The following is a 17,615-nucleotide window of genomic DNA, read 5'->3' as shown; positions in this document are numbered from 1 at the left end:
ATAAGCAAGTCGTTCGGTAGCGTGGAGTATTGCACACCCGGCCCCGGCTAGCCATGGATTTAGATCGTTGGCATAGCAAGCTGACATGCCCTACAATTGCTGCACCGCATCTATAACAGGCTCATACAGTGATTTCCAAGCCCGTCCTGCTGGCCGCCGTCGCGGCCGCTGTCTTGTCCGCCGCCGGCGCCGGCTACTATTACACCCACCGCGGCGCGCCGGCAGGCGTGCCCCCGGCAGGCACCGCAGGGCAAGGCGGGGGCGCCGCAACGCTGCCCGGGCCGCAGCAGGCCATCGTGGCGCAGCTCAAGGACGTGCTGGCGGCCTACCGCAAGACCATCGTGCTGCTTGCAGATGAACAGTCGCTGGGCGAGGCGGAGCAAGCCCAGGCCAACCAGGTGGGCCAGGGCCTGTTCCATGACAACCAGCTGCGCATTGCGCGCGTGGACGAGGCCCTGGCCGCGCTGGCGGCCTCGCCGGACGCAGGCCGCTTTGCCGGCATGGGCGCGCTGCTGGACTATATCGAAGCCGATCCCGGCATGTACGACGCCGACCGGCTGGCCTTCCGCGAGCTGCTGCAAGCGCTGCGCGGCTACGTGGCCAAGGACGGTTCGCTGCCTGCCATCAAGCTGCACAAGCGCATTTCCGAGGATATGGACGCGCTGGCCGAGATCGAGCGCTATTACGACCAGGAGATCAAGCAGATCTTCGGCCGCTTTGAAACGCGCGGCATCGAACTCAAGCGCGAGCGCTGGGACGATTACGTGGCGCAGCTGAAGAAGATGTACAAGCGCGAGCAGATCCTGAAAGAATACGGCGTGGTGATGCCGTACCCGCAGCCGCCCGCCGGCGCCGGCGCGGGCACGCCTGCCGCCGCCAAGCCCGAGGATGGCGAAATTTTCGGCAAGTCGCTGCCCAGGAAGACCGTGGTGCTGACCTTCGACGACGGCCCGCACAAGCGCTACAGCGAGGAAATCGCTGCCATCCTGAAGCAATACGGCGTGCCGGCCGTGTTCTTTTCCGTGGGCCGCAACATCGGCAGCGTGGACGCGGCGCAGCACACCAAGCTGAATGGCGGCGCCGAAGTGAGCCGCAAGCTGAAGGCGGCCGGCTACACCCTGGCCAACCACAGCTACAGCCACGCCCAGCTGTCCAAGGAAAGCGGCGACAAGCTGCAGGCGGAAATCCTGGATACGGACCTGCTGCTGAAGGCGGTCGACGCCGACCGTTCGCCGCTGTTCCGCTTCCCCTACGGCGCCCGCAACAGCGAAGGCATGGCGCTGCTGCACAAGGCCAGGCTGCAATCGGTGATGTGGAATATCGACTCGCTGGACTGGGCCGATCCGGTGCCCAGTTCCATCGCCGCACGCGTGCTGCAGGGAGTGGAGAAGGAGGGGCGCGGCATCATCCTGTTCCATGACATCCACGAACGCACCGTGAAGGCGCTGCCCGCCATCCTGGACCGGCTGGTGGCCGAGGGCTACCAGTTCGCCGGCTGGGACGGCAGCGGCTTCAAGGTGGCGCAGGGCGCGGCGGCGCAAGGGGCGGCGCCGGCAGCGCCGGTGTCGGCCGGCTACGGCAACTCCTGGGCCATCGTGATCGGCATCGACGACTACGCGAAATGGCCCAAGCTGCAGTACGCCGTGCGCGACGCGCAGGGCGTGCGGCAAACGCTGATCGACAAGTTCGGCTTCCCGGCCGAACGCGTGGTCACGCTGAAGAACGCCGAGGCCACGCGCGCCGGCATCCTGAGTGCCTTCCACGACAGGCTGGCGCACGGCGGGGTGCAGAAGAACGACCGCATCTTCGTCTTCTTCGCCGGCCATGGCGCCACGCGCAAGCTCAGCTCCGGGCGCGACCTGGGCTACATCGTGCCGGCCGACGCCGACCCGAACCAGCTGGCCACCGACGCGATTCCCATGACGGAAATCCAGAACATCGCCGAGAGCCTGAGCGCCAAGCACGTGCTGTTCGTGATGGACGCCTGCTACAGCGGCCTGGGGCTCACGCGTGGCGGCTCCTCGTCGTCCTTCCTGCGCGACAACGCCAAGCGCATCGGACGCCAGATGCTGACGGCGGGCGGCGGCGACCAGCTGGTGGCGGACGGCGGCCCGAACGGCCATTCGGTGTTCACCTGGACCCTGCTGCAAGGCCTGGGCGGCAAGGCCGACCTGAACGGCGACGGCCTGATCACGGCCACCGAACTGGCGGCCTATGTGGCGCCGGCGGTGGCGGGCGTGTCCAGCCAGACCCCGGCCTTCGGCAGCCTGCCGGGTTCCGAAGGCGGCGACTTCGTGTTCGAACTGCCGGGCGAGACCGAGTTCCTGGGGGCGGCCACGGCGCAGCTGTCGAGCGACGCCATCGCGCTCAACTCCAAGCTGGACGCGGCGCCGCCTGCCGCCACGGTGAAGGACCTGCAGGGCAAGGAGCAGGCCATCACGCCGCCGCCGGCGGTGCCTGTGTCCGCGCGCCAGCTGGCGCAGCGCGCCAACGACCGCGGCCTGCAGTTGTATAAGGAGAAGCAGTACGCGGCGGCGGAGGCGCAGTTCACCGAGGCGCTCAAGCTGCGCGCGGACTTTGCGCTGGCGGCCAACAACCTGGGCTTCGTGTTCTACAAGCAGGAGCGCTACCCGGAGGCGGCGCGCTGGTTCGAGAACACCATCAGGATGGATCCCTCGCGTGCCATCGCCTACCTGAACCTGGGCGACGCTTCCACGCGTGCGGGTGACGGCAAGCGCGCGAAGAGCGCTTACAAGACTTACCTGGAACTGGCGCCGGGCGGCGGCGCAGCGGCGTACGCGCGCCAGCAGCTGGAGAAGCTGTGAGGCAAGTCGACGGCATCCTGTGGGACAACGATGGCGTGCTGGTGGATACGGAGCGCCTGTTCTACCAGTCCAACCGCGAATTGTTCCTGCCATTCGGTATCGACCTGTCCGAGCTGGATTTCTTCAACTGGTATCTGTCCGATAACTGCGGCGCCTGGCACTTGCTGGAACACCTGGGCCTGGATGAGGCGCGCGTGGTGCAACTGCGCGAAGGGCGCAACCGGCGCTATGCGGAATTGCTGCTGGGCGCGGCCGTCGAACCGATCGCCGGCGTCGGCGAGCTGCTGTCCGCGCTCGCCGCGCGGGTGCCGATGTGCGTAGTGACCAGTTCCACGGGCAGCCACTTTGCGCTGATCCACTCGCGCCTGGACCTGCTGCGCCACTTCCGTTTCGTGCTCACGGCCGAGCACTACACGAACAGCAAGCCTTCGCCGGAGCCGTATCTGCTGGGGCTGGAAAAGCTGGGGCTGGCGGCGGAGCGGTGCGTGGTGGTGGAAGACTCCCCGCGCGGCTTGCAGGCGGCCACTGCGGCAGGGATACGCTGTATCGTGCTGCGCAACGAACTGACGCGCCATTACGACTTTCCCGGCGCCTGGCGTATCGCAGACAATGTGGCCGGGCTGCACGCCGAACTCGCCGCGCTGACCGGCGCGGCCCACTGAGCCATGGCGCGTTTCCACCTGTGCTGGGAATTGGGCGGGGGCCTGGGCCACGCGGGACGCCTGAGGCTGCTCGCCGACGCCTTGCTGGCGCGCGGCCACGAAGTGACCATCAGCCTGCGCGACCTCGCGCAGACCGCCGGGCTATTCGCTGCCGGCCCTGGCCAGGCGGCGCGGCCCTTGTTGCTGCAGGCCCCGGTCTGGCTGCACCGCACGGAAGGCATGCCGCCCAATCACGCCAGCCACGCCGAAATCCTGCTGACCGCCGGCTTCCTGCAGGCCGGGCCGCTGGCCAGCATGGTGGCAGGCTGGCGCTCCATGTTCAGTTTGCTCCATCCCGACGTGCTGGTAGCCGACTACGCGCCCACAGCCATCCTGGCTGCGCGCAGTATGGGCTTGCGCAGCGCCTCGGTCGGCTCCGCGTTCGCCATGCCGCCCGCCGGCCAGCCGCTCCCATGCCTGCGCGAATGGGAAAATATCCCGCCGCAGCGGCTGGCGGCAGCCGAAGAACGCGTGCTGCAAACGGCCAACGCCGTGCTGGCGCACCACACCGCGCGGCCGCTGAACCACGCCGTTGACCTCTTGCTAGGCGATACGCCGCTGATGACGACCTGGCCCGAACTCGACCAGTTCGGCCGTGGCGACGCATTCGCCACCGGCGCAGCGCAGCCATCCCCGCACTGGTACGGGCCGGCGTTCCTGGCCGCCGGCGGCGAGGCCCCCGCATGGCCGCCCGGCGCCGGGCCGAAAGTGTTCGCCTATCTGCGGGCGGGCCACGCCAGCCACGGCGACGTGCTGGCTGCGCTGGCCGAAGAAGGCTGCCGCGTCCTGTGCTATCTGCCCGAGGTCGCCGGCGGGAAAACGCCGCCGGTCACCGCGCCCAATCTGGCCTATGCGAGCCGGCCGGTGGCGTTGCAAGCCGCGCTGGCCGAGGCGCAGCTGTGCGTCACGCACGGCGGCGAAGCCACGCTCGCGCAGTCCATGCTGGCGGGCGTTCCAGTGCTGATGCTCCCGCTGCAGCTGGAACAATTCCTTACCGCCCGCCGTATCGCCGCCTCCGGCATGGGCGTCAACGCCGCCATGCTGCCCAAACCGCAGGACTGGCGGGCAGTGGTGCGGCACATCCTGGCCACACCCGGCTACGCCCAAGCCGCGCAGTCGTTTGCCCAGCGCATGCATGGCTACAAGGTGGAGGACATGGCGGCGCGCGTCGCCATCGCGCTGGAAGGGTTGGCTGGCACTTAATAGAGGTTGAACACCCGGCCCAGCATGCCGACGGCGGTCAGCGCCAAACTGGCCATGATGCCGATCATCCAGCGGATGCTGGTACGGAACTCAGCCTCCTTGATGTTGCGCTGCTCGATTTCCTTGTTCCAGCGGCGCTCCAGCATATCCTGGTTTCGTTCCCACTTTTGCTCGGCCCATTCGCGCTCGTTGCGTTGTTGCTGTTCCATCTTTTCCAGCCGATGCTGCCTGTCGGCATCGGCCTTCTTGTGATACTCCCGCCATTCAGCATCGCTCCTGCTCTGGGATTCCTTCCACTCGGCATCAGCCTTGTTCTGGCGTTCCTTCCATTCTGCGTCCGTTCTGATCTGGCACTGCCTCCATTCCTTCCATTCAGCGTCGGATTTGCTCCGGTACTCTGTGCGCTCGGCAGCGGTCTTGGTCTGGTACTCCTTCCACTCCGCATCCGCTTTGCTTTGGCGTTCCTTCCACTCAGCGTCGGCCTGGTTCTGGCGCTCTCTCGATTCGGCGTCGGTTTTAGCCTGGAACGCCTTCCACTCCGCGTCGGCTTTGCTTTGGCGTTCTTGCAGTTCGGAGTGGGTCTTGCTCTGGCACGCCTTCCATTCGGCATCGGCTTTGCTTTGGCGCTCGCGCCGTTCGGCATCCGCCTTCCTTTGGTTCTGCCGCCAATCCTTGATTTTGGCCGCGAGCTCCCGGCGCGCGGCTTGGTCCCTGCGGTCAGCATCGGCTCTGCTCGCGTCGAACTCTTCGCGCCAGCGGGCTTCGCTTTGCCGCTGCTCTTCGCGCCAGCGGGCTTCGTTTTGCCGTTGCTCCTCACGCCATCGCCCTTCCCAGCGTGATGTTTCCGCCGAGAATTCCTTGCGCCATTCCTGGCGGTAGGCTTCAAGCTGGGCCTGTAGCGCGCGCAGGCGCTCGTCGATATGCAAAAATCCGTCATCCACGCGCAGGAAGCCTTCATCCACCCGCGCCTGCAGTGCATGTATCAGGGAAACGACGTTCTCCATATTGACCTCTAGCCGCACAATCCGCGCTTCATGGCCATCTTCGTTATTGGAATTGCGACTGTCAAGCGGGGCATTGCTCATCTTGGGCTCCACGCGAGGATAACTTCCTCACTGTCGTCCATTCAAGCAACGCTACTTTGCGCGCGCGCAAAGCGCCGTCATTTGGGCCGGGGCGTCGGTATGCCTGCGTCGGGGCGCACGGGGTCGCCGGTGCGCAGGCGGGTGATGCAAACGGCCAGCGCGAGCGCGGCCACGCGGACCTCCTGCTGGAACTTGTCGGCCTGGTCCAGCACCTCGTGGCTTTCCGCATACGACTCGTAATAGCCCAGATAGCGGTCCAGCTCGGCCTGGCCGCCGGCGCTGACCAGACCCATCCAGCTGAGCCAGTCCGACAGGTTGCGCCGCAGGCTTTCCACGCCCGCCACGTCGCCGTGTACCACCAGGCTGTAGGCGCGGCCGGCCAGGTGTTTCGGATAGTCCCAGCCAGCCAGCTCCAGCGCCTTCGCTTCCGCCGCCTTCTTGCCGTGCGTGCTGGTGGGGTCCGGATTGCCGCCGTCGGCGCAGACCAGCCGGTCTATCATCAGCTTGAGCGGGCTGGGCGCCTGATACCAGTACACCGGTGTGAGTATCATCACGCCGTGCGCCGCCACCCATTTCTCGTAGATCTCCGCCATCCAGTCGTTGGTCTGCCGCTCGGCGTGGTTGGGGTAGCAGCTGCATGGCCAGTGGCACAAGGGCATGGCGGTGGAGACGCAGCCCTTGCAGGGATGGATGTGCAGGTCATAGCTGGAAGTGAGCAGGCTCAGGTCCAGTATGTCCGTCTCGATGCGCTGCGCGGCCAGCGTTTCCCGCGCCAGCTGCGCCATGCGCCAGGTCTTGGAAGCTTCGCCGGGACAGGTGCCGTCGTTGCGCGCGGAGGCGATGATGAGCAGGGCACGCGACGGCGTGGCACGATCTTTCTGCCGCTGCTCGGCGGCGCGCAAGCGCTCCCGCGTGGCCACCCATTCGGTGGACAGCTTGTACTCAGGGTCGGCGTAGCCTTCGCCCGCCGGCTGCGTGACGGGCGCCTTGCGCCCTGTATGGTAGTTGTTCCAGGCGACTTCCTCGACCTGCGCCAGCGCGCCGCGCACGGCGTCGAAAGCGGGGTCCAGGAAGGAACGCTGGAACTGCAGGCGGAACTCCTGGCGCGCGAGCGGTGCGGGCGCCTGGCCCTTGCGTATCTCTGTCATGGAAGCCTCCGATGGTAGCCTCCAGCTTGCCACCGCCTGCGCGGGCGCTCTGTACGCTAGCGTACCGTCAGAACTCCTGCCATTCTCCGTCCGCGTCGTTCACGCGGCCGGCGCCGTTGGCCACCTTGGCAGGCTTGCGCGCCGCTGGGGCTGCGGCGGGGGCGGGCAGGCGCGCGGCGGCCTTGGCGGCCGGGCGCCGCCCGCCCAAGCTGCTGACCGTGGCCGACCGGGTGGCGTGCACGGAGGGCGCGTCCCCGGCGCCCAGCGTGAACACGCCCACCGTCGCCGAGAGCGCGCTGGCCTGCTCGCGCATGGCCGTGGCAGCAGCGGAAGCCTGTTCCACCAGCGCCGCGTTGCGCTGCGTGGTTTCGTCCATTTCGCAGATCGCGGTATTGATTTGTTCGATGCCGTCCAGCTGCTCCTGGCTGGCCGAAGCGATTTCGCCGATGATGTCCGTCACGCGCCGCACGCTGGTCACGATTTCCTCCATCGTATGCCCGGCCTGGTCCACCAGCCGGGCGCCGCCGTCCACCTTGTCGACCGAGTCGGCGATCAGCGCCTTGATTTCGCGCGCAGCGGCGGCCGAGCGCTGCGCGAGGTTGCGTACCTCGCCTGCCACCACGGCAAAGCCGCGCCCTTGCTCGCCGGCCCGCGCTGCTTCCACGGCCGCGTTCAGGGCCAGGATATTGGTCTGGAAAGCGATGCCGTCGATGACGCCGATAATGTCGACGATCTTGCGGGACGAGGCATTGATGGCTGCCATGGTGTCCACCACCTGCGCCACCACCGCGCCGCCTTTGCCCGCCACGTCCGAGGCGGACAGCGCCAGCTGGTTGGCCTGGCGCGCGTTGTCCGCGTTCTGCTTGACGGTGGAGGTCAGCTCCTCGATGGAGGACGCGGTTTCTTCCAGCGAGCCGGCCTGCTGTTCTGTGCGCGACGACAGGTCGGCGTTGCCGGCCGCGATTTCGGCCGAGGCGGTGGCGATGGTGTCCGTGCCGGCCCGCACCTGCGTGACGATGCGCACCAGGCTGTCGTTCATGTCGCGCAGCGCCGCCGTGAGCTGGCCCGCCTCGTCGCTGGAACGCACCTGGATGGCCGAGCTCAGGTCGCCACCGGCGACCGTGCGCGCGACCTTCACCGCGTGCCCGATCGGCCGCACGATGCCGCGCGTGATGTACCAGGCGGTCGCGAGGCTGAGCAGCGCGCCTGCCACGCCGAGCAGCAGCATGACCAGGCGCGCATTGGCCGCCACGTCCTGCGCGTTGCGGCCCGACGCCTGCATCAGGGCTACCTGGAAGTCGATCAGTTTGTCCACCGCGGCGAAATAGGCCAGCTGTTCGCCGCGCACGCGCTGGTACAGGGTGGCGATGGCGGCCTCGCGCCCGCCCGCCTTGAACTGCTGCACCAGCAGCGCCGTGCCGGCGGCATAGGCGGCCCGGGTGGCGGCAATGCGGCCGAGCAGGGCGCGTGCATCCGGCAGCGTCACCAGGCTATCCAGGCGCGCCAGGTCTGCGTCGGCCTGCCGGATGCTTTGTTCCACCTGCGCCAGTTCCGTGTCTGCCTGCGCTGCGTCCTGTATCAGCAGCATGTTGCGCAGGCTGCGCGCCTGCTGGTTGGAGGCGTGCTTGATGTCATTGAGCAGGCTGATCTTGGTGTAGCGGTCACCCACAGTCAGGCCGATCTCGGCGCTGACAGCCTGAAGGCGGCTCACGCCGACAGCCACCACCACCGCCATCAGCACGACGGTGAGCGAAAACGCAATGGTGAGGCGGGGGCCGATTCTGATATTAGCGATATTCATGTGTGGCGTTGGAAGGTGACGTGGGGAAAATAGTGTAGCAGTGCTTTTTTTATTTTTAAAGAAATATTTCTTGGCAAGAATTTATGATCTTTTTTGCTACAGAATGTGAAACTGTTAGAGTGGAAATGTTGCGATTTTCGCTAAGCGCGGTGTACACTCGATTGCAAGTTGCAGCGGCGCAAGCACGGGCCGCCGTGGAAATCGCCTAACCGTGGAGTGCCTTCCAACGTGTATTCACAAACGCAAATCGATCCGGTGGTGAGTTTTCAGAATGCGCAGGGCGAAACGGTGCGGGCGACCATTGTCAACCTGCAGCGCCGCTCGCTGGTAATGGAGGTGTACAACCCGTATTCCATCGTCCAGGCCAGCGAGGTGTTGAGCGAACTGACGGTGCGTATCGGTGGCCGCAGCGGGTACGCGGGCAAGGCCGTGGTGGTCAGCATTGTCAACACCGGCCTGACCGCCGTGGTATCGGCGACCTTGATCGACGAGTGGCGCGAACTGGGCGTGTCGGGCGGCGCGGCCGGCCTGGCGCTGGCGCCGGGCGCGGTGGCGCGCGAGGCCAGCCGCTTCGTGGCGGAGTGGGACGAACGCTTCCGCATCCGGCGCGACTACCAGATCGCCATCAACGAAACGCGGGCCTACCTGGCCGAAGTGGCGCGCTGGGTGGAGCAGGTCGACCTGTCGTCCGCGCTGCCGCGCGAACAGGGCAGATTGCGGGCCGACGTGTTCGCCGAGCTGGCCGAACCGCTGGTGCTGCGCACCAAGCGCTGCTTCAACGGCATCAATGCCGAAGCGGCCCGGGTGGAGGACGAGCTGGCCGCGTCGCACCGGGCCTTCGCGCAGGCCGCGCTGCATCCGCTGATCCTGCGCGCGCCCTTCGTGTTCCGCACCTACACCAAGCCGCTCGGCTATGCGGGCGACTACCACATGGTGAACCAGATCCTGGACGATCCGCGCCAGGGGCCGAGCACCTACTTCCAGATCGTCAACGCGGCCTTCCTGCAGACGGCGGTGGCCGTGGCGCACCGCAATCGCATCGACATCCTCACCGCCTTCCTCAAGCGCATGGCCGACGCGGCGCGCGCGCTGGGACGGCCGTTCCGCGTGCTCAATGTGGGCTGCGGCCCGGCGGCCGAAGTGCAGCGCTTCCTGAACGAATACGACGCGCCGCACTGGCTCGCCTTCGAACTGGTGGACTTCAACGGCGAGACCCTGGAATGGACCAGCCACCGCCTGGGCGCCATCAACGGCGGCCTGGCGCGCCAGGTGGCGATCCGCTTCATGCAGGATTCGGTGCAGCAGCTGCTCAAGCGGCGCGTGGAGCCCGAACCGGCTGGCGAGTTCGACGTGGTCTATTGCGCCGGCCTGTTCGACTACCTTTCCGACAAGGTGTGCGCGCGCCTGGTGTCGCACTTCGTGGGCCGGATGCGGTCCGGCGGCCGCCTGCTGCTGACCAACGTCCACGCCAGCAATCCCGAGCGCCCGGGCATGGAGCACTTGCTGGAGTGGTACCTGATCCACCGCGACGAGCTGAAGATGCAGCAGCTGCTGCCCTCCGAGGCGCAGCAGCGCAGCGTGTACGTGGATGCGACCGGCGTGAACGTGTTCGCGGAAGCCTGCATCCCATGACCGCGCCGGGCGGTGGCCTTGATTAAGGACCAGCAATCGAGCTACGCGTCCGTGCTGCGCGCCTATCGCCTGCGGTTCAGCCGGGGCGGCGCGCTGACCGCCATCGTGCTGATACTGCTGGGCACCGGCCTCGATGTCAGCCTGTACCCCAACCACCAGCTGGCCTTTTTCGCCGCCCGCGTGCTGACCGCCGCCGCGCTGGCCGGCGTGCTGTTCGCCATGCGCAGCGCCTGGGGCGAACGCAACGTGCAGGCGCTCACCTTCTGCTGGCTGCTGGCGCCGCAGCTGATGATCGCCTGGATGATCCAGCAGACCGAGGGCGCCCATTCCATCTACTATGCGGGCCTGAACCTGGCCGTGTTCGCGTCCGGCATCGCGCTGCCGTTCAGCCTTTGGCAAAACCTGTCGCTGGGCGGGCTCACTTACCTGAGCTATGTTGCGGCCTGCTACCTGCATCCGGGCGGGGTGCAGTGGAACGGCGCCTTCGCCGTCAATTCCATGTTCCTGGTGTTTACCGCCATCGCCAGCGCGGTCTGCACCTTCTACAACGAACAGGCGCGCTTCATGCTGTACCAGCTGAAGGCGGAGCTGGCCGACAACAACGCCCAGCTGGAAGCCACCAACCGCGACCTGGCCGAGATCAAGGGGCAGATGCTGCAGCAGGAGAAAATGGCCGCGCTGGGCACGCTGGCGGCCGGCCTGCTGCACGAGGTGAACAACCCCGTGAACTACTGCATGATGGCGATCGACGTCGCCATCGAGGAGCCGGCCGCGCGGGACAGCGAACTGCTGAGCGAATGCCTGGCCGACGCCAAGCGCGGCATGCAGCGCGTGCAGCACATCGTCTCCGACCTGAAGACCTTCGCCTACCGCAAGCAGGATGCCGACCACTACAGCGCGCGCTTCATGTTCGAGCGCGCGCTCGATTCCGCAGTGCGCCTGGTGAGCCACGAGACCAAGGGCATCACCATCCGCCGCGAGCTGCGCGGCGACACCATGGTGCGCGGCGACGAGGCGGCCATTATCGGCGTGCTGATTAACCTGATCAGCAACGCGGCGCTGGCCATGCGCAAGCACGGCACCGTCAACCCGGCCATCGACATCGCGGCCGGCGCCGGCGGCGCCCACGGCCAGCGCCTGCAAGTGAGCGTGCGCGACAACGGCCCGGGCATCTTGCCCGAGCACCTGGGCCGCGTCTTCGAGCCGTTTTTCACCACGCGTGAAGTGGGCCAGGGCCTCGGCCTGGGCCTGAGCATCAGCTACAGCGTGGTGCAGCGCCATGGCGGCACCCTGGTGGCCGACAGCGCCGCCGGGTTCTGGACCCAGTTTACTTTCGACCTGCCATGTGCAGCCCATCCACCGTGACCATGAAATTCCCGCGTTCAGAGAAGGAAAAAGCATGAGCGACACCAGCAAGCCCGGTATGCCCGTTCCGGCCATACTGTATGTAGACGACGAGGTCACTGCCCTCAAATACTTCCAGCGCGCGCTCGGCACGCTGGCGCCCATCTTCACCGCTGCCTCGGTGGAGGAGGGCAAGCGCCTGCTCGACCAGCATGCCGACAGCATCGCCGTACTGGTGTCCGACCAGCGCATGCCGGGCGCCTACGGCAACGAGCTGCTGGTCTACGCCTGGGACAAGTACCCGCACATCATCCGCATCCTGACCACCGCCTACGCGGAGCTGGAGCACACGGTGGAAGCGGTGAACCAGGGCCAGATCCACCGCTATATGCAAAAGCCGTGGGATATTTCGGGGCTGCGCATGGAGATGAAGCAGGCGCTGGACCTGGCGCGGTTGCGCAAGGAGCACGCCCAGCTGCTGCGCGAAAAACTGCTGGTGCGCCAGCAGCAAACCGTGGCCGCGCGCATCGGCATGATTTACACGCTGAGCGCCAGCCTGGCCGGCCAGGTGTCCTGCCTGCCGGTGGACGCCTACCTGTCGGCCGCGCTGGTGGCCGGCATGACGCCGCCGGAACCGGACTGGCTGCTGATGGACTATGCCGACCTGACCGCGTCCGAAGCGTTCCGCAGCGCCGCCTTCGGCCTGGCCGTGCGCGAGCAGCTGGCCGGGATCGAACAGCGCCACCCGCAGGCCGAGCCGGCGCGGGCGCTGGACATGCTGGCCGAGGTGTTCAGCGACAGCTGCGTTGCGCCAAACGGCGACGGGGTGCTGTTCCAGCCCGGCGCGGGGCTGGCCGAATTCCTGGAAACGCCCACCGGGAACCTGCCATCGACCCGGCACGCGTTCTGGCTGGCGGCGCTGCTGTGGCTGGGCAGGCGCGGCTGGTCGCTGCAGATCTGCGCGGGCGAGGGCGGCACTGTCCAGGGCAAGCTGGCGCAGGCCGATTCCATGCTCACGCCGGCGCAGCTGGCGGCCTGGGTGGAGCAGTTTTAAGCGCAAATCCGGCCGGGGCGGCGGCGGAGCTTGCTAGTGGACAATGGGCGGAGTATATTGATTCGGCAACTTCCACTGTCGGAGGACCGGTCTGTGACTCACCACGCTAGCGCAATTCCCGATGCCTTCCTGTCCAAGTGGCAGAACACCGCTGACGTCATGGCCGGCATCTTCGATGTGCCGGCCGGCTTGATCATGCGCGTGCTGCCGGAGCAGATCTCGGTGCTGGTGTCCAGCCACAGCGAGGGCAACCCCTACGAGGCCGACGAGAAGGCCAACCTGAACACCGGCTTGTACTGCGAGACAGTGATGGCCACGCGCGGCCTGCTGCACGTGCCGGACGCGCTGGAGGACGACCACTGGCGCTGCAATCCGGACGTGGCGCTGAACATGATCTCCTATCTGGGCGTGCCGCTGCTGTGGCCCGACAACGAGGTCTTCGGCACGATCTGCGTGCTCGATAACAAGAAGCGCAACTACCAGCACAAGTACGTCGAGCTGCTGTGGGAGATCAAGAAGAGCATCGAACGCGACTTCGTGGTGATGCAGCAGCAGGAGCAGCTGGAGGCCAGCAACGCGGAGCTGCGGCTGGCGATGCGCCAGCAGGAAGCGTTTTCGCTCAAGCTGGCGCAGTCCAACCAGGACCTGCACGCGGCGCTGATGCGGCTCACGTCCCTGCAGGACGAGCTGCTGCGCTCGGAGAAGCTGGCGGCGCTGGGCGCCGTGGTGGCCGGCATCTCGCATGAACTGAATACCCCGATCGGCAACAGCCTGCTGGCAGCCAGCACGCTGCAATCGCGCACCGCCGACTTCACGCAGGAGATGGCGCGCGGCCTCACGCGCAGCCGCATGCAGGATTTCGTCGGCACGGTGGAGCAGGGCGCCGCCATCCTGATGCGCAGCCTGAACCAGGCAGCCCAGCTGGTGGGCAGCTTCAAGCAGGTGGCGTCCGAGCAGGCCGCGGACGGCCGGCGCAGCTTCGACCTGGGCGAGGCGGTGCGCCATGCGCTGGCGGGGCTGGACCAGGCCATCATGGACAGCGGCCACCGCGTGCTCTGCACCATCGGCCCAGGCATACGGATGGACAGTTACCCCGACCAGCTGGGACAGGTGATGGTGCAGCTGATCGCCAACGCCGTGCAGCACGCCTTCCTGCCAGGACTGGCCGGCACCATCACCATCGCTGCCGGGCAGGATGGCGCGGACAGGGTGGCCATCACCGTGCGCGACGACGGCCTCGGCATCCCGCCCGACAACCTGGCCCGCGTGTTCGATCCCTTCTTCACCACGCGCATGGGCAAGGGCGGCAGCGGCCTCGGACTGCACATCGTCTATAAACTGGTCACGTCCACCTTGCGTGGCAGCGTGGAAGCCAGCAGCACGGAAGGCGAAGGCGCCTGTTTTACAGTTACGCTGCCGCTGTGCGTCCCGGCCACCATGCGCAAGCCCGATCGTGCGCCGCCGGCGCTGCCGATTTTGTAGTATCGGCGGTATATTCACTGCCGGGAGTAGTGTCATGCCACGAGGAGCCAGTCCCAAACGGGAGCGCGAGTACAACGAGCTGGAAGAGAAATTCGAGAAGGAAGGCCGCTACAAGGGACGCGAGGAAGAGGTGGCGGCGCGCATCGTCAACAAGCAGCGCAAGGAAAGCGGCGAAACCAAGGAGCAGAAGGGCAAGCAGGGCAAGCAGGCGGATGCCGGCCTGCCCATCCATAACTACCAGCAGCTCACGGTGACCCAGATCCGCAGCCGCCTGGATGAGCTGACTGCCGCCCAGGTGCGCAAGATCCGCAGCTTCGAGACGTCGCATAAAAATCGCAAAGGCGTGCTGCAGGCGCTGGAACGGCGCAGCAAATAGCGCTACACTGCCTCCACAAAAAACTTTATGGAGGCGCCATGCACTACACCGGGAGCTGCCACTGCGGCAATGTGAAATTCGAAGTAGAGGGCGAGATCGGCGGAGCGATGGTGTGCAATTGCTCGATCTGCCAGCGCAAGGGCGCGCGCATGGCCTTTTTCCCGCGCAGCGCGCTGACGCTGCTGACCCCCGAAGAGAAGCTGGCCAGCTACACTTTCAACAAGCACGTCATCCACCACCGCTTCTGCCCTGCCTGCGGCATCCATACCTACGGCGAAGGTGTCGACCCGAAAGGCAACGCCATGGCCGCAGTGAACATCAACTGCATCGAAAACATCGACATTGACGCGCTGCCCGTGCAGCACTACGACGGCCGCGCCATCTAGGCGCTGGCCGTGCGGCTCAGCGCATCGAGCGGCCGCCCACCACCAGGGTGAGGTCGCTGGGTGCCCACTGCGGCGCAAGCCGGTGCAGGGCCTCGCTGGCGCTCAGCAGGGCAGTAAAGATCAGCAGCACGCCCATGGCGCGCGCCGTCACGGTGGCGGCGCGCGGGTGGGCGCCGAACCAGCCGCTGGCCTGGCTGGAGGCAAAGGCCAGCGCGCCGTAGACGCCGGCCTGCGTGGCCGCCGTGATGGCGCCCAGCACACCCGATTGCATCCACAGCGGACCGTGGCCGATCTTCAGGAACTGCGGGAAGATCGCCAGCATGAAGATGTAGGCCTTGGGATTGAGCAGGCTGGTCATCATCGCGCGGCGGAAGATGAGGGGCGGCGCCAGCACGCCGCGCCCGGCCGCCGGCCGGAACACGCTGTCGCTGCGCAGGAAGACGATGCCCATCCACGCGATGTAGGCCGCGCCGGCCAGCAGCACCAGGTTAAATAGCCCCGGCCACAGTTTCAGCACCACGGCGATGCCGGCCGTCGCCATCAGCAAATGGCAAATGCCGCCCGCCACGATGCCGCCCACCGCCGCAAGGCCGGCGCGCCGTCCGCCCAGGATGGCGCTGGCCATCACATACGCCATGTCCAGTCCCGGCAGCACGATGATGCCGAATACCACGATGAAGTACAGCCACAGATTGGTGCCTTGTTCCATTTGAGTCCCCTTGCGCGGTTGGCGTGCCTGGCACGCGATGAACGCAGGATAAAACCAAAATAGGACAGATTCGGCCCTGATTCTCTGCTATCTTTAGCGCCATGTACCATCCCACCACCCGCGTTCTGGCCGTGCTGGAACTGCTGCAAACACACGGCCGCCTGAGCGGCGCAGAGATGTCCCGCCGGCTGGCGGTGGACGGCCGCACGCTGCGCCGCTATATCGTGATGCTGGAGCAGATCGGCATTCCCATCATGAGCGAGCGCGGACGCCACGGCGGCTACGCGCTGATGCCGGGCTTTAAACTGCCGCCCATGATGTTCACGGACGATGAGGCGCTGGCGCTGTCCCTCGGCCTGCTGGCTGCGCGCAGCCTCGGGCTGGCCGACGCGGCGCCGGCGGTGGCCAGTGCGCAGGCCAAGCTGGAGCGCATCATGCCGGCCGGCCTGAAGCAGCGCGTGGGCGCCATCGACGCCACCGTGCGGCTGGACCTGGCGCGCGCCACCGCGCCGCAAGACAATGCCGCGCTGGTGACGCTAAGCTCCGCCGCCCAGGCGCGCATGCGCGTGCAGCTGCGCTACAAGCCGCCCGGCGCGCCGGAGAGCGAACGCGGGTTCGATCCCTATGGCCTGGCCTTCTACGACGGCTGCTGGTATGCAGTCGGCTACTGCCACCTGCGGCACGACATGCGCACCTTCCGGCTGGACCGCATCGTGGACGCGTCGCCGCTGCCGCAGGGCTTTGACCGGCCCGAGGGCTTCGATGCGCTGGCGCACCTGCGCACGTCGCTGGCCGCCATGCCGCGCGCCTACGCCGCCACCGTGCTGCTGCATACCGACCTGCACACCGCGCGGCGCTACCTGATGGACGCGATCGGGCTGTTCGAGCAGACCAGCGACGGCGTGCTGCTGCATAACCAGTCCGACGACCTGGCCTGGTTCGCGCGCGAACTGGCCAGCCTGCCGTTCGGCTTCCGCGTCATCGCGCCGGACGCGCTGCGCGAGGAGCTCGACACGGTAGCGCGCCGGTTGTCGGAGATTGCCCGCGTCCGCTAGAATGCGGCGGCATTTTGCATTCCGCATTTTTATAGGGCTCTATGATTCAGAAGTTGATTGCCGCCGGCGCCTTGGCGCTGGCGTCGGGCTGGGCGTTTGCCGGCGCCTGTCCGTCTCACTATGTCGATGGCCGCGCGCCGGAGATCCGCAACGGTAAGCTGGCCTCGGCCACCAGGGAATTGTGCTACGGCGTGTTCGGCGTCATGCATTCGGGGATCACGCGCACGCCGTTGTGGTCGGCCGAGCACCTCACGTCGGGCAATGTCGAGCAGGCGCGCGAGCTGGACCGCGAAAACTCCTTCCACCCCGAGCCGCGCCTGCCGCGCAGCGAGCGCGCCGAGCTCTCGGACTACGCGCGCAGCGGCTACGACCGCGGGCACATGGCGCCGAACGGCGACATGCCGGACCGCGCCACCCAGCGCGACAGCTTCACCCTGGCCAACATGGTGCCGCAGGACGCCGACAACAACCGGCAGGTATGGGCCGGCATCGAACAGGCCGTGCGCAAGCTGGCCAAGAAGGAGGGCGACCTGTACGTGATCACGGGCCCGGCCTTCCTCGGCAGCGACTTGCGCAAGGTGGGCAATGTGCTGGTGCCTACGCACTTGTACAAGGTGGTGTACAGCCCGCGCCAACGCGCCGGCGCGGCCTATTTTGTCGAGAACAAGGCGGACGTCAACTATGTCACCATGAGCGTGGCGCAGCTGGAAGCGAAGATCGGCATCGACCTGCTGCCGTCGCTGTCGGCGCGCCAGAAGGAAACGCTGCTGCGCCTGCCCAGCCCTAAAACGCGTCACCGCTAACCGCATCGAGG

The 17,615-nt window shown here is 66.9% G+C and carries 15 protein-coding genes; 11 read left to right on the top strand and 4 right to left on the bottom strand.

What is annotated here, in order from left to right; genetic code table 11:
- Positions 1 to 128 precede the first annotated feature (128 nt).
- The 3 genes from ASC94_RS02380 to ASC94_RS02370 are packed head-to-tail and all read left to right on the top strand — an operon-like array spanning position 129 to position 4,729.
- Entirely contained in the window at positions 129 to 2,825 is a 2,697-nt protein-coding gene (locus ASC94_RS02380; protein ID WP_056390185.1) for a polysaccharide deacetylase family protein, read from the top strand.
- Positions 2,822 to 3,487, top strand: coding sequence for an HAD family phosphatase (locus ASC94_RS02375; RefSeq protein ID WP_082616047.1), 666 nt, complete (start codon positions 2,822 to 2,824; stop codon positions 3,485 to 3,487). The genes ASC94_RS02380 and ASC94_RS02375 overlap by 4 nt, the downstream gene beginning before the upstream one ends.
- Before the next feature lie 3 nt (positions 3,488 to 3,490).
- Positions 3,491 to 4,729, top strand: a complete 1,239-nt coding sequence (locus ASC94_RS02370; protein ID WP_056390182.1) for a nucleotide disphospho-sugar-binding domain-containing protein — start codon at positions 3,491 to 3,493, stop codon at positions 4,727 to 4,729.
- Here the strand turns inward: ASC94_RS02370 and ASC94_RS02365 are convergent.
- From ASC94_RS02365 to ASC94_RS34125, 3 genes are all read right to left on the bottom strand, one after another.
- Complete coding sequence (locus ASC94_RS02365) at positions 4,726 to 5,814, bottom strand: hypothetical protein (RefSeq protein ID WP_157201244.1); 1,089 nt, start codon at positions 5,812 to 5,814, stop codon at positions 4,726 to 4,728. The two genes, ASC94_RS02370 and ASC94_RS02365, sit on opposite strands and share 4 nt — an antisense overlap.
- Positions 5,815 to 5,891: 77 nt before the next feature.
- Positions 5,892 to 6,962 (bottom strand): flavodoxin family protein, encoded by a 1,071-nt coding sequence (locus tag ASC94_RS02360; protein WP_056390177.1) that lies wholly within the window; start codon positions 6,960 to 6,962, stop codon positions 5,892 to 5,894.
- A 67-nt stretch (positions 6,963 to 7,029) separates the two neighbouring features.
- Positions 7,030 to 8,763, bottom strand: a complete 1,734-nt coding sequence (locus ASC94_RS34125) for a methyl-accepting chemotaxis protein (RefSeq protein WP_056390175.1) — start codon at positions 8,761 to 8,763, stop codon at positions 7,030 to 7,032.
- A 228-nt stretch (positions 8,764 to 8,991) separates the two neighbouring features.
- Between ASC94_RS34125 and ASC94_RS02350 the strand changes: the two genes are divergently transcribed.
- From ASC94_RS02350 to ASC94_RS02325, 6 genes are all read left to right on the top strand, one after another.
- On the top strand, positions 8,992 to 10,395 hold the full coding sequence (locus ASC94_RS02350) for a class I SAM-dependent methyltransferase (protein ID WP_056392041.1): 1,404 nt from the start codon (positions 8,992 to 8,994) through the stop codon (positions 10,393 to 10,395).
- Positions 10,396 to 10,413: 18 nt separating this feature from the next.
- Entirely contained in the window at positions 10,414 to 11,760 is a 1,347-nt protein-coding gene (locus ASC94_RS02345) for a sensor histidine kinase (protein WP_056390172.1), read from the top strand.
- Between the two features lie 34 nt (positions 11,761 to 11,794).
- Positions 11,795 to 12,793, top strand: coding sequence for a response regulator (locus tag ASC94_RS02340; RefSeq protein WP_056390170.1), 999 nt, complete (start codon positions 11,795 to 11,797; stop codon positions 12,791 to 12,793).
- Positions 12,794 to 12,886: 93 nt separating this feature from the next.
- Positions 12,887 to 14,275, top strand: a complete 1,389-nt coding sequence (locus tag ASC94_RS02335) for a GAF domain-containing sensor histidine kinase (protein WP_229417142.1) — start codon at positions 12,887 to 12,889, stop codon at positions 14,273 to 14,275.
- Between the two features lie 34 nt (positions 14,276 to 14,309).
- Positions 14,310 to 14,651 carry a hypothetical protein gene (locus ASC94_RS02330; RefSeq protein WP_056390167.1) on the top strand — a complete coding sequence of 114 codons (342 nt, stop codon included), beginning with the start codon at positions 14,310 to 14,312 and terminating at the stop codon, positions 14,649 to 14,651.
- Positions 14,652 to 14,689: 38 nt separating this feature from the next.
- A complete protein-coding gene (locus ASC94_RS02325) occupies positions 14,690 to 15,037 on the top strand; it encodes a GFA family protein (RefSeq protein ID WP_056390164.1) in 348 nt (115 codons plus the stop codon).
- A gap of 16 nt (positions 15,038 to 15,053) precedes the next feature.
- Here the strand turns inward: ASC94_RS02325 and ASC94_RS02320 are convergent, their stop codons facing one another.
- Positions 15,054 to 15,746: a LysE family translocator gene (locus ASC94_RS02320; RefSeq protein ID WP_056390161.1), complete on the bottom strand. Its 693-nt coding sequence runs from the start codon at positions 15,744 to 15,746 to the stop codon at positions 15,054 to 15,056.
- A gap of 101 nt (positions 15,747 to 15,847) precedes the next feature.
- On the opposite strand from ASC94_RS02320, the gene ASC94_RS02315 reads away from it, so the two are divergent.
- Together ASC94_RS02315 and ASC94_RS02310 are read left to right on the top strand one after the other, a co-directional pair.
- Complete coding sequence (locus tag ASC94_RS02315) at positions 15,848 to 16,801, top strand: YafY family protein (RefSeq protein ID WP_056390158.1); 954 nt, start codon at positions 15,848 to 15,850, stop codon at positions 16,799 to 16,801.
- A gap of 41 nt (positions 16,802 to 16,842) precedes the next feature.
- Positions 16,843 to 17,604, top strand: coding sequence for a DNA/RNA non-specific endonuclease (locus tag ASC94_RS02310; protein WP_056390156.1), 762 nt, complete (start codon positions 16,843 to 16,845; stop codon positions 17,602 to 17,604).
- Positions 17,605 to 17,615 lie beyond the last annotated feature (11 nt).

This window comes from Massilia sp. Root418 (assembly GCF_001425265.1).
Lineage (GTDB): Bacteria > Pseudomonadota > Gammaproteobacteria > Burkholderiales > Burkholderiaceae_D > Rugamonas.
Note: the sequence above shows the minus strand (reverse complement) of the source record. Positions and strands in the feature narration are given on the sequence as shown.

Excerpts from the sequence above, each read along its gene's own strand:
- ASC94_RS02370 (WP_056390182.1), top strand. The coding sequence starts at position 3,491 with ATGGCGCGTTTCCACCTGTGCTGGGAATTGGGCGGGGGCCTGGGCCAC.
- ASC94_RS02365 (WP_157201244.1), bottom strand. The coding sequence starts at position 5,814 with ATGAGCAATGCCCCGCTTGACAGTCGCAATTCCAATAACGAAGATGGC.
- ASC94_RS02360 (WP_056390177.1), bottom strand. The coding sequence starts at position 6,962 with ATGACAGAGATACGCAAGGGCCAGGCGCCCGCACCGCTCGCGCGCCAG.
- ASC94_RS34125 (WP_056390175.1), bottom strand. The coding sequence starts at position 8,763 with ATGAATATCGCTAATATCAGAATCGGCCCCCGCCTCACCATTGCGTTT.
- ASC94_RS02340 (WP_056390170.1), top strand. The coding sequence starts at position 11,795 with ATGAGCGACACCAGCAAGCCCGGTATGCCCGTTCCGGCCATACTGTAT.
- ASC94_RS02330 (WP_056390167.1), top strand. The coding sequence starts at position 14,310 with ATGCCACGAGGAGCCAGTCCCAAACGGGAGCGCGAGTACAACGAGCTG.
- ASC94_RS02325 (WP_056390164.1), top strand. The coding sequence starts at position 14,690 with ATGCACTACACCGGGAGCTGCCACTGCGGCAATGTGAAATTCGAAGTA.
- ASC94_RS02320 (WP_056390161.1), bottom strand. The coding sequence starts at position 15,746 with ATGGAACAAGGCACCAATCTGTGGCTGTACTTCATCGTGGTATTCGGC.
- ASC94_RS02315 (WP_056390158.1), top strand. The coding sequence starts at position 15,848 with ATGTACCATCCCACCACCCGCGTTCTGGCCGTGCTGGAACTGCTGCAA.
- ASC94_RS02310 (WP_056390156.1), top strand. The coding sequence starts at position 16,843 with ATGATTCAGAAGTTGATTGCCGCCGGCGCCTTGGCGCTGGCGTCGGGC.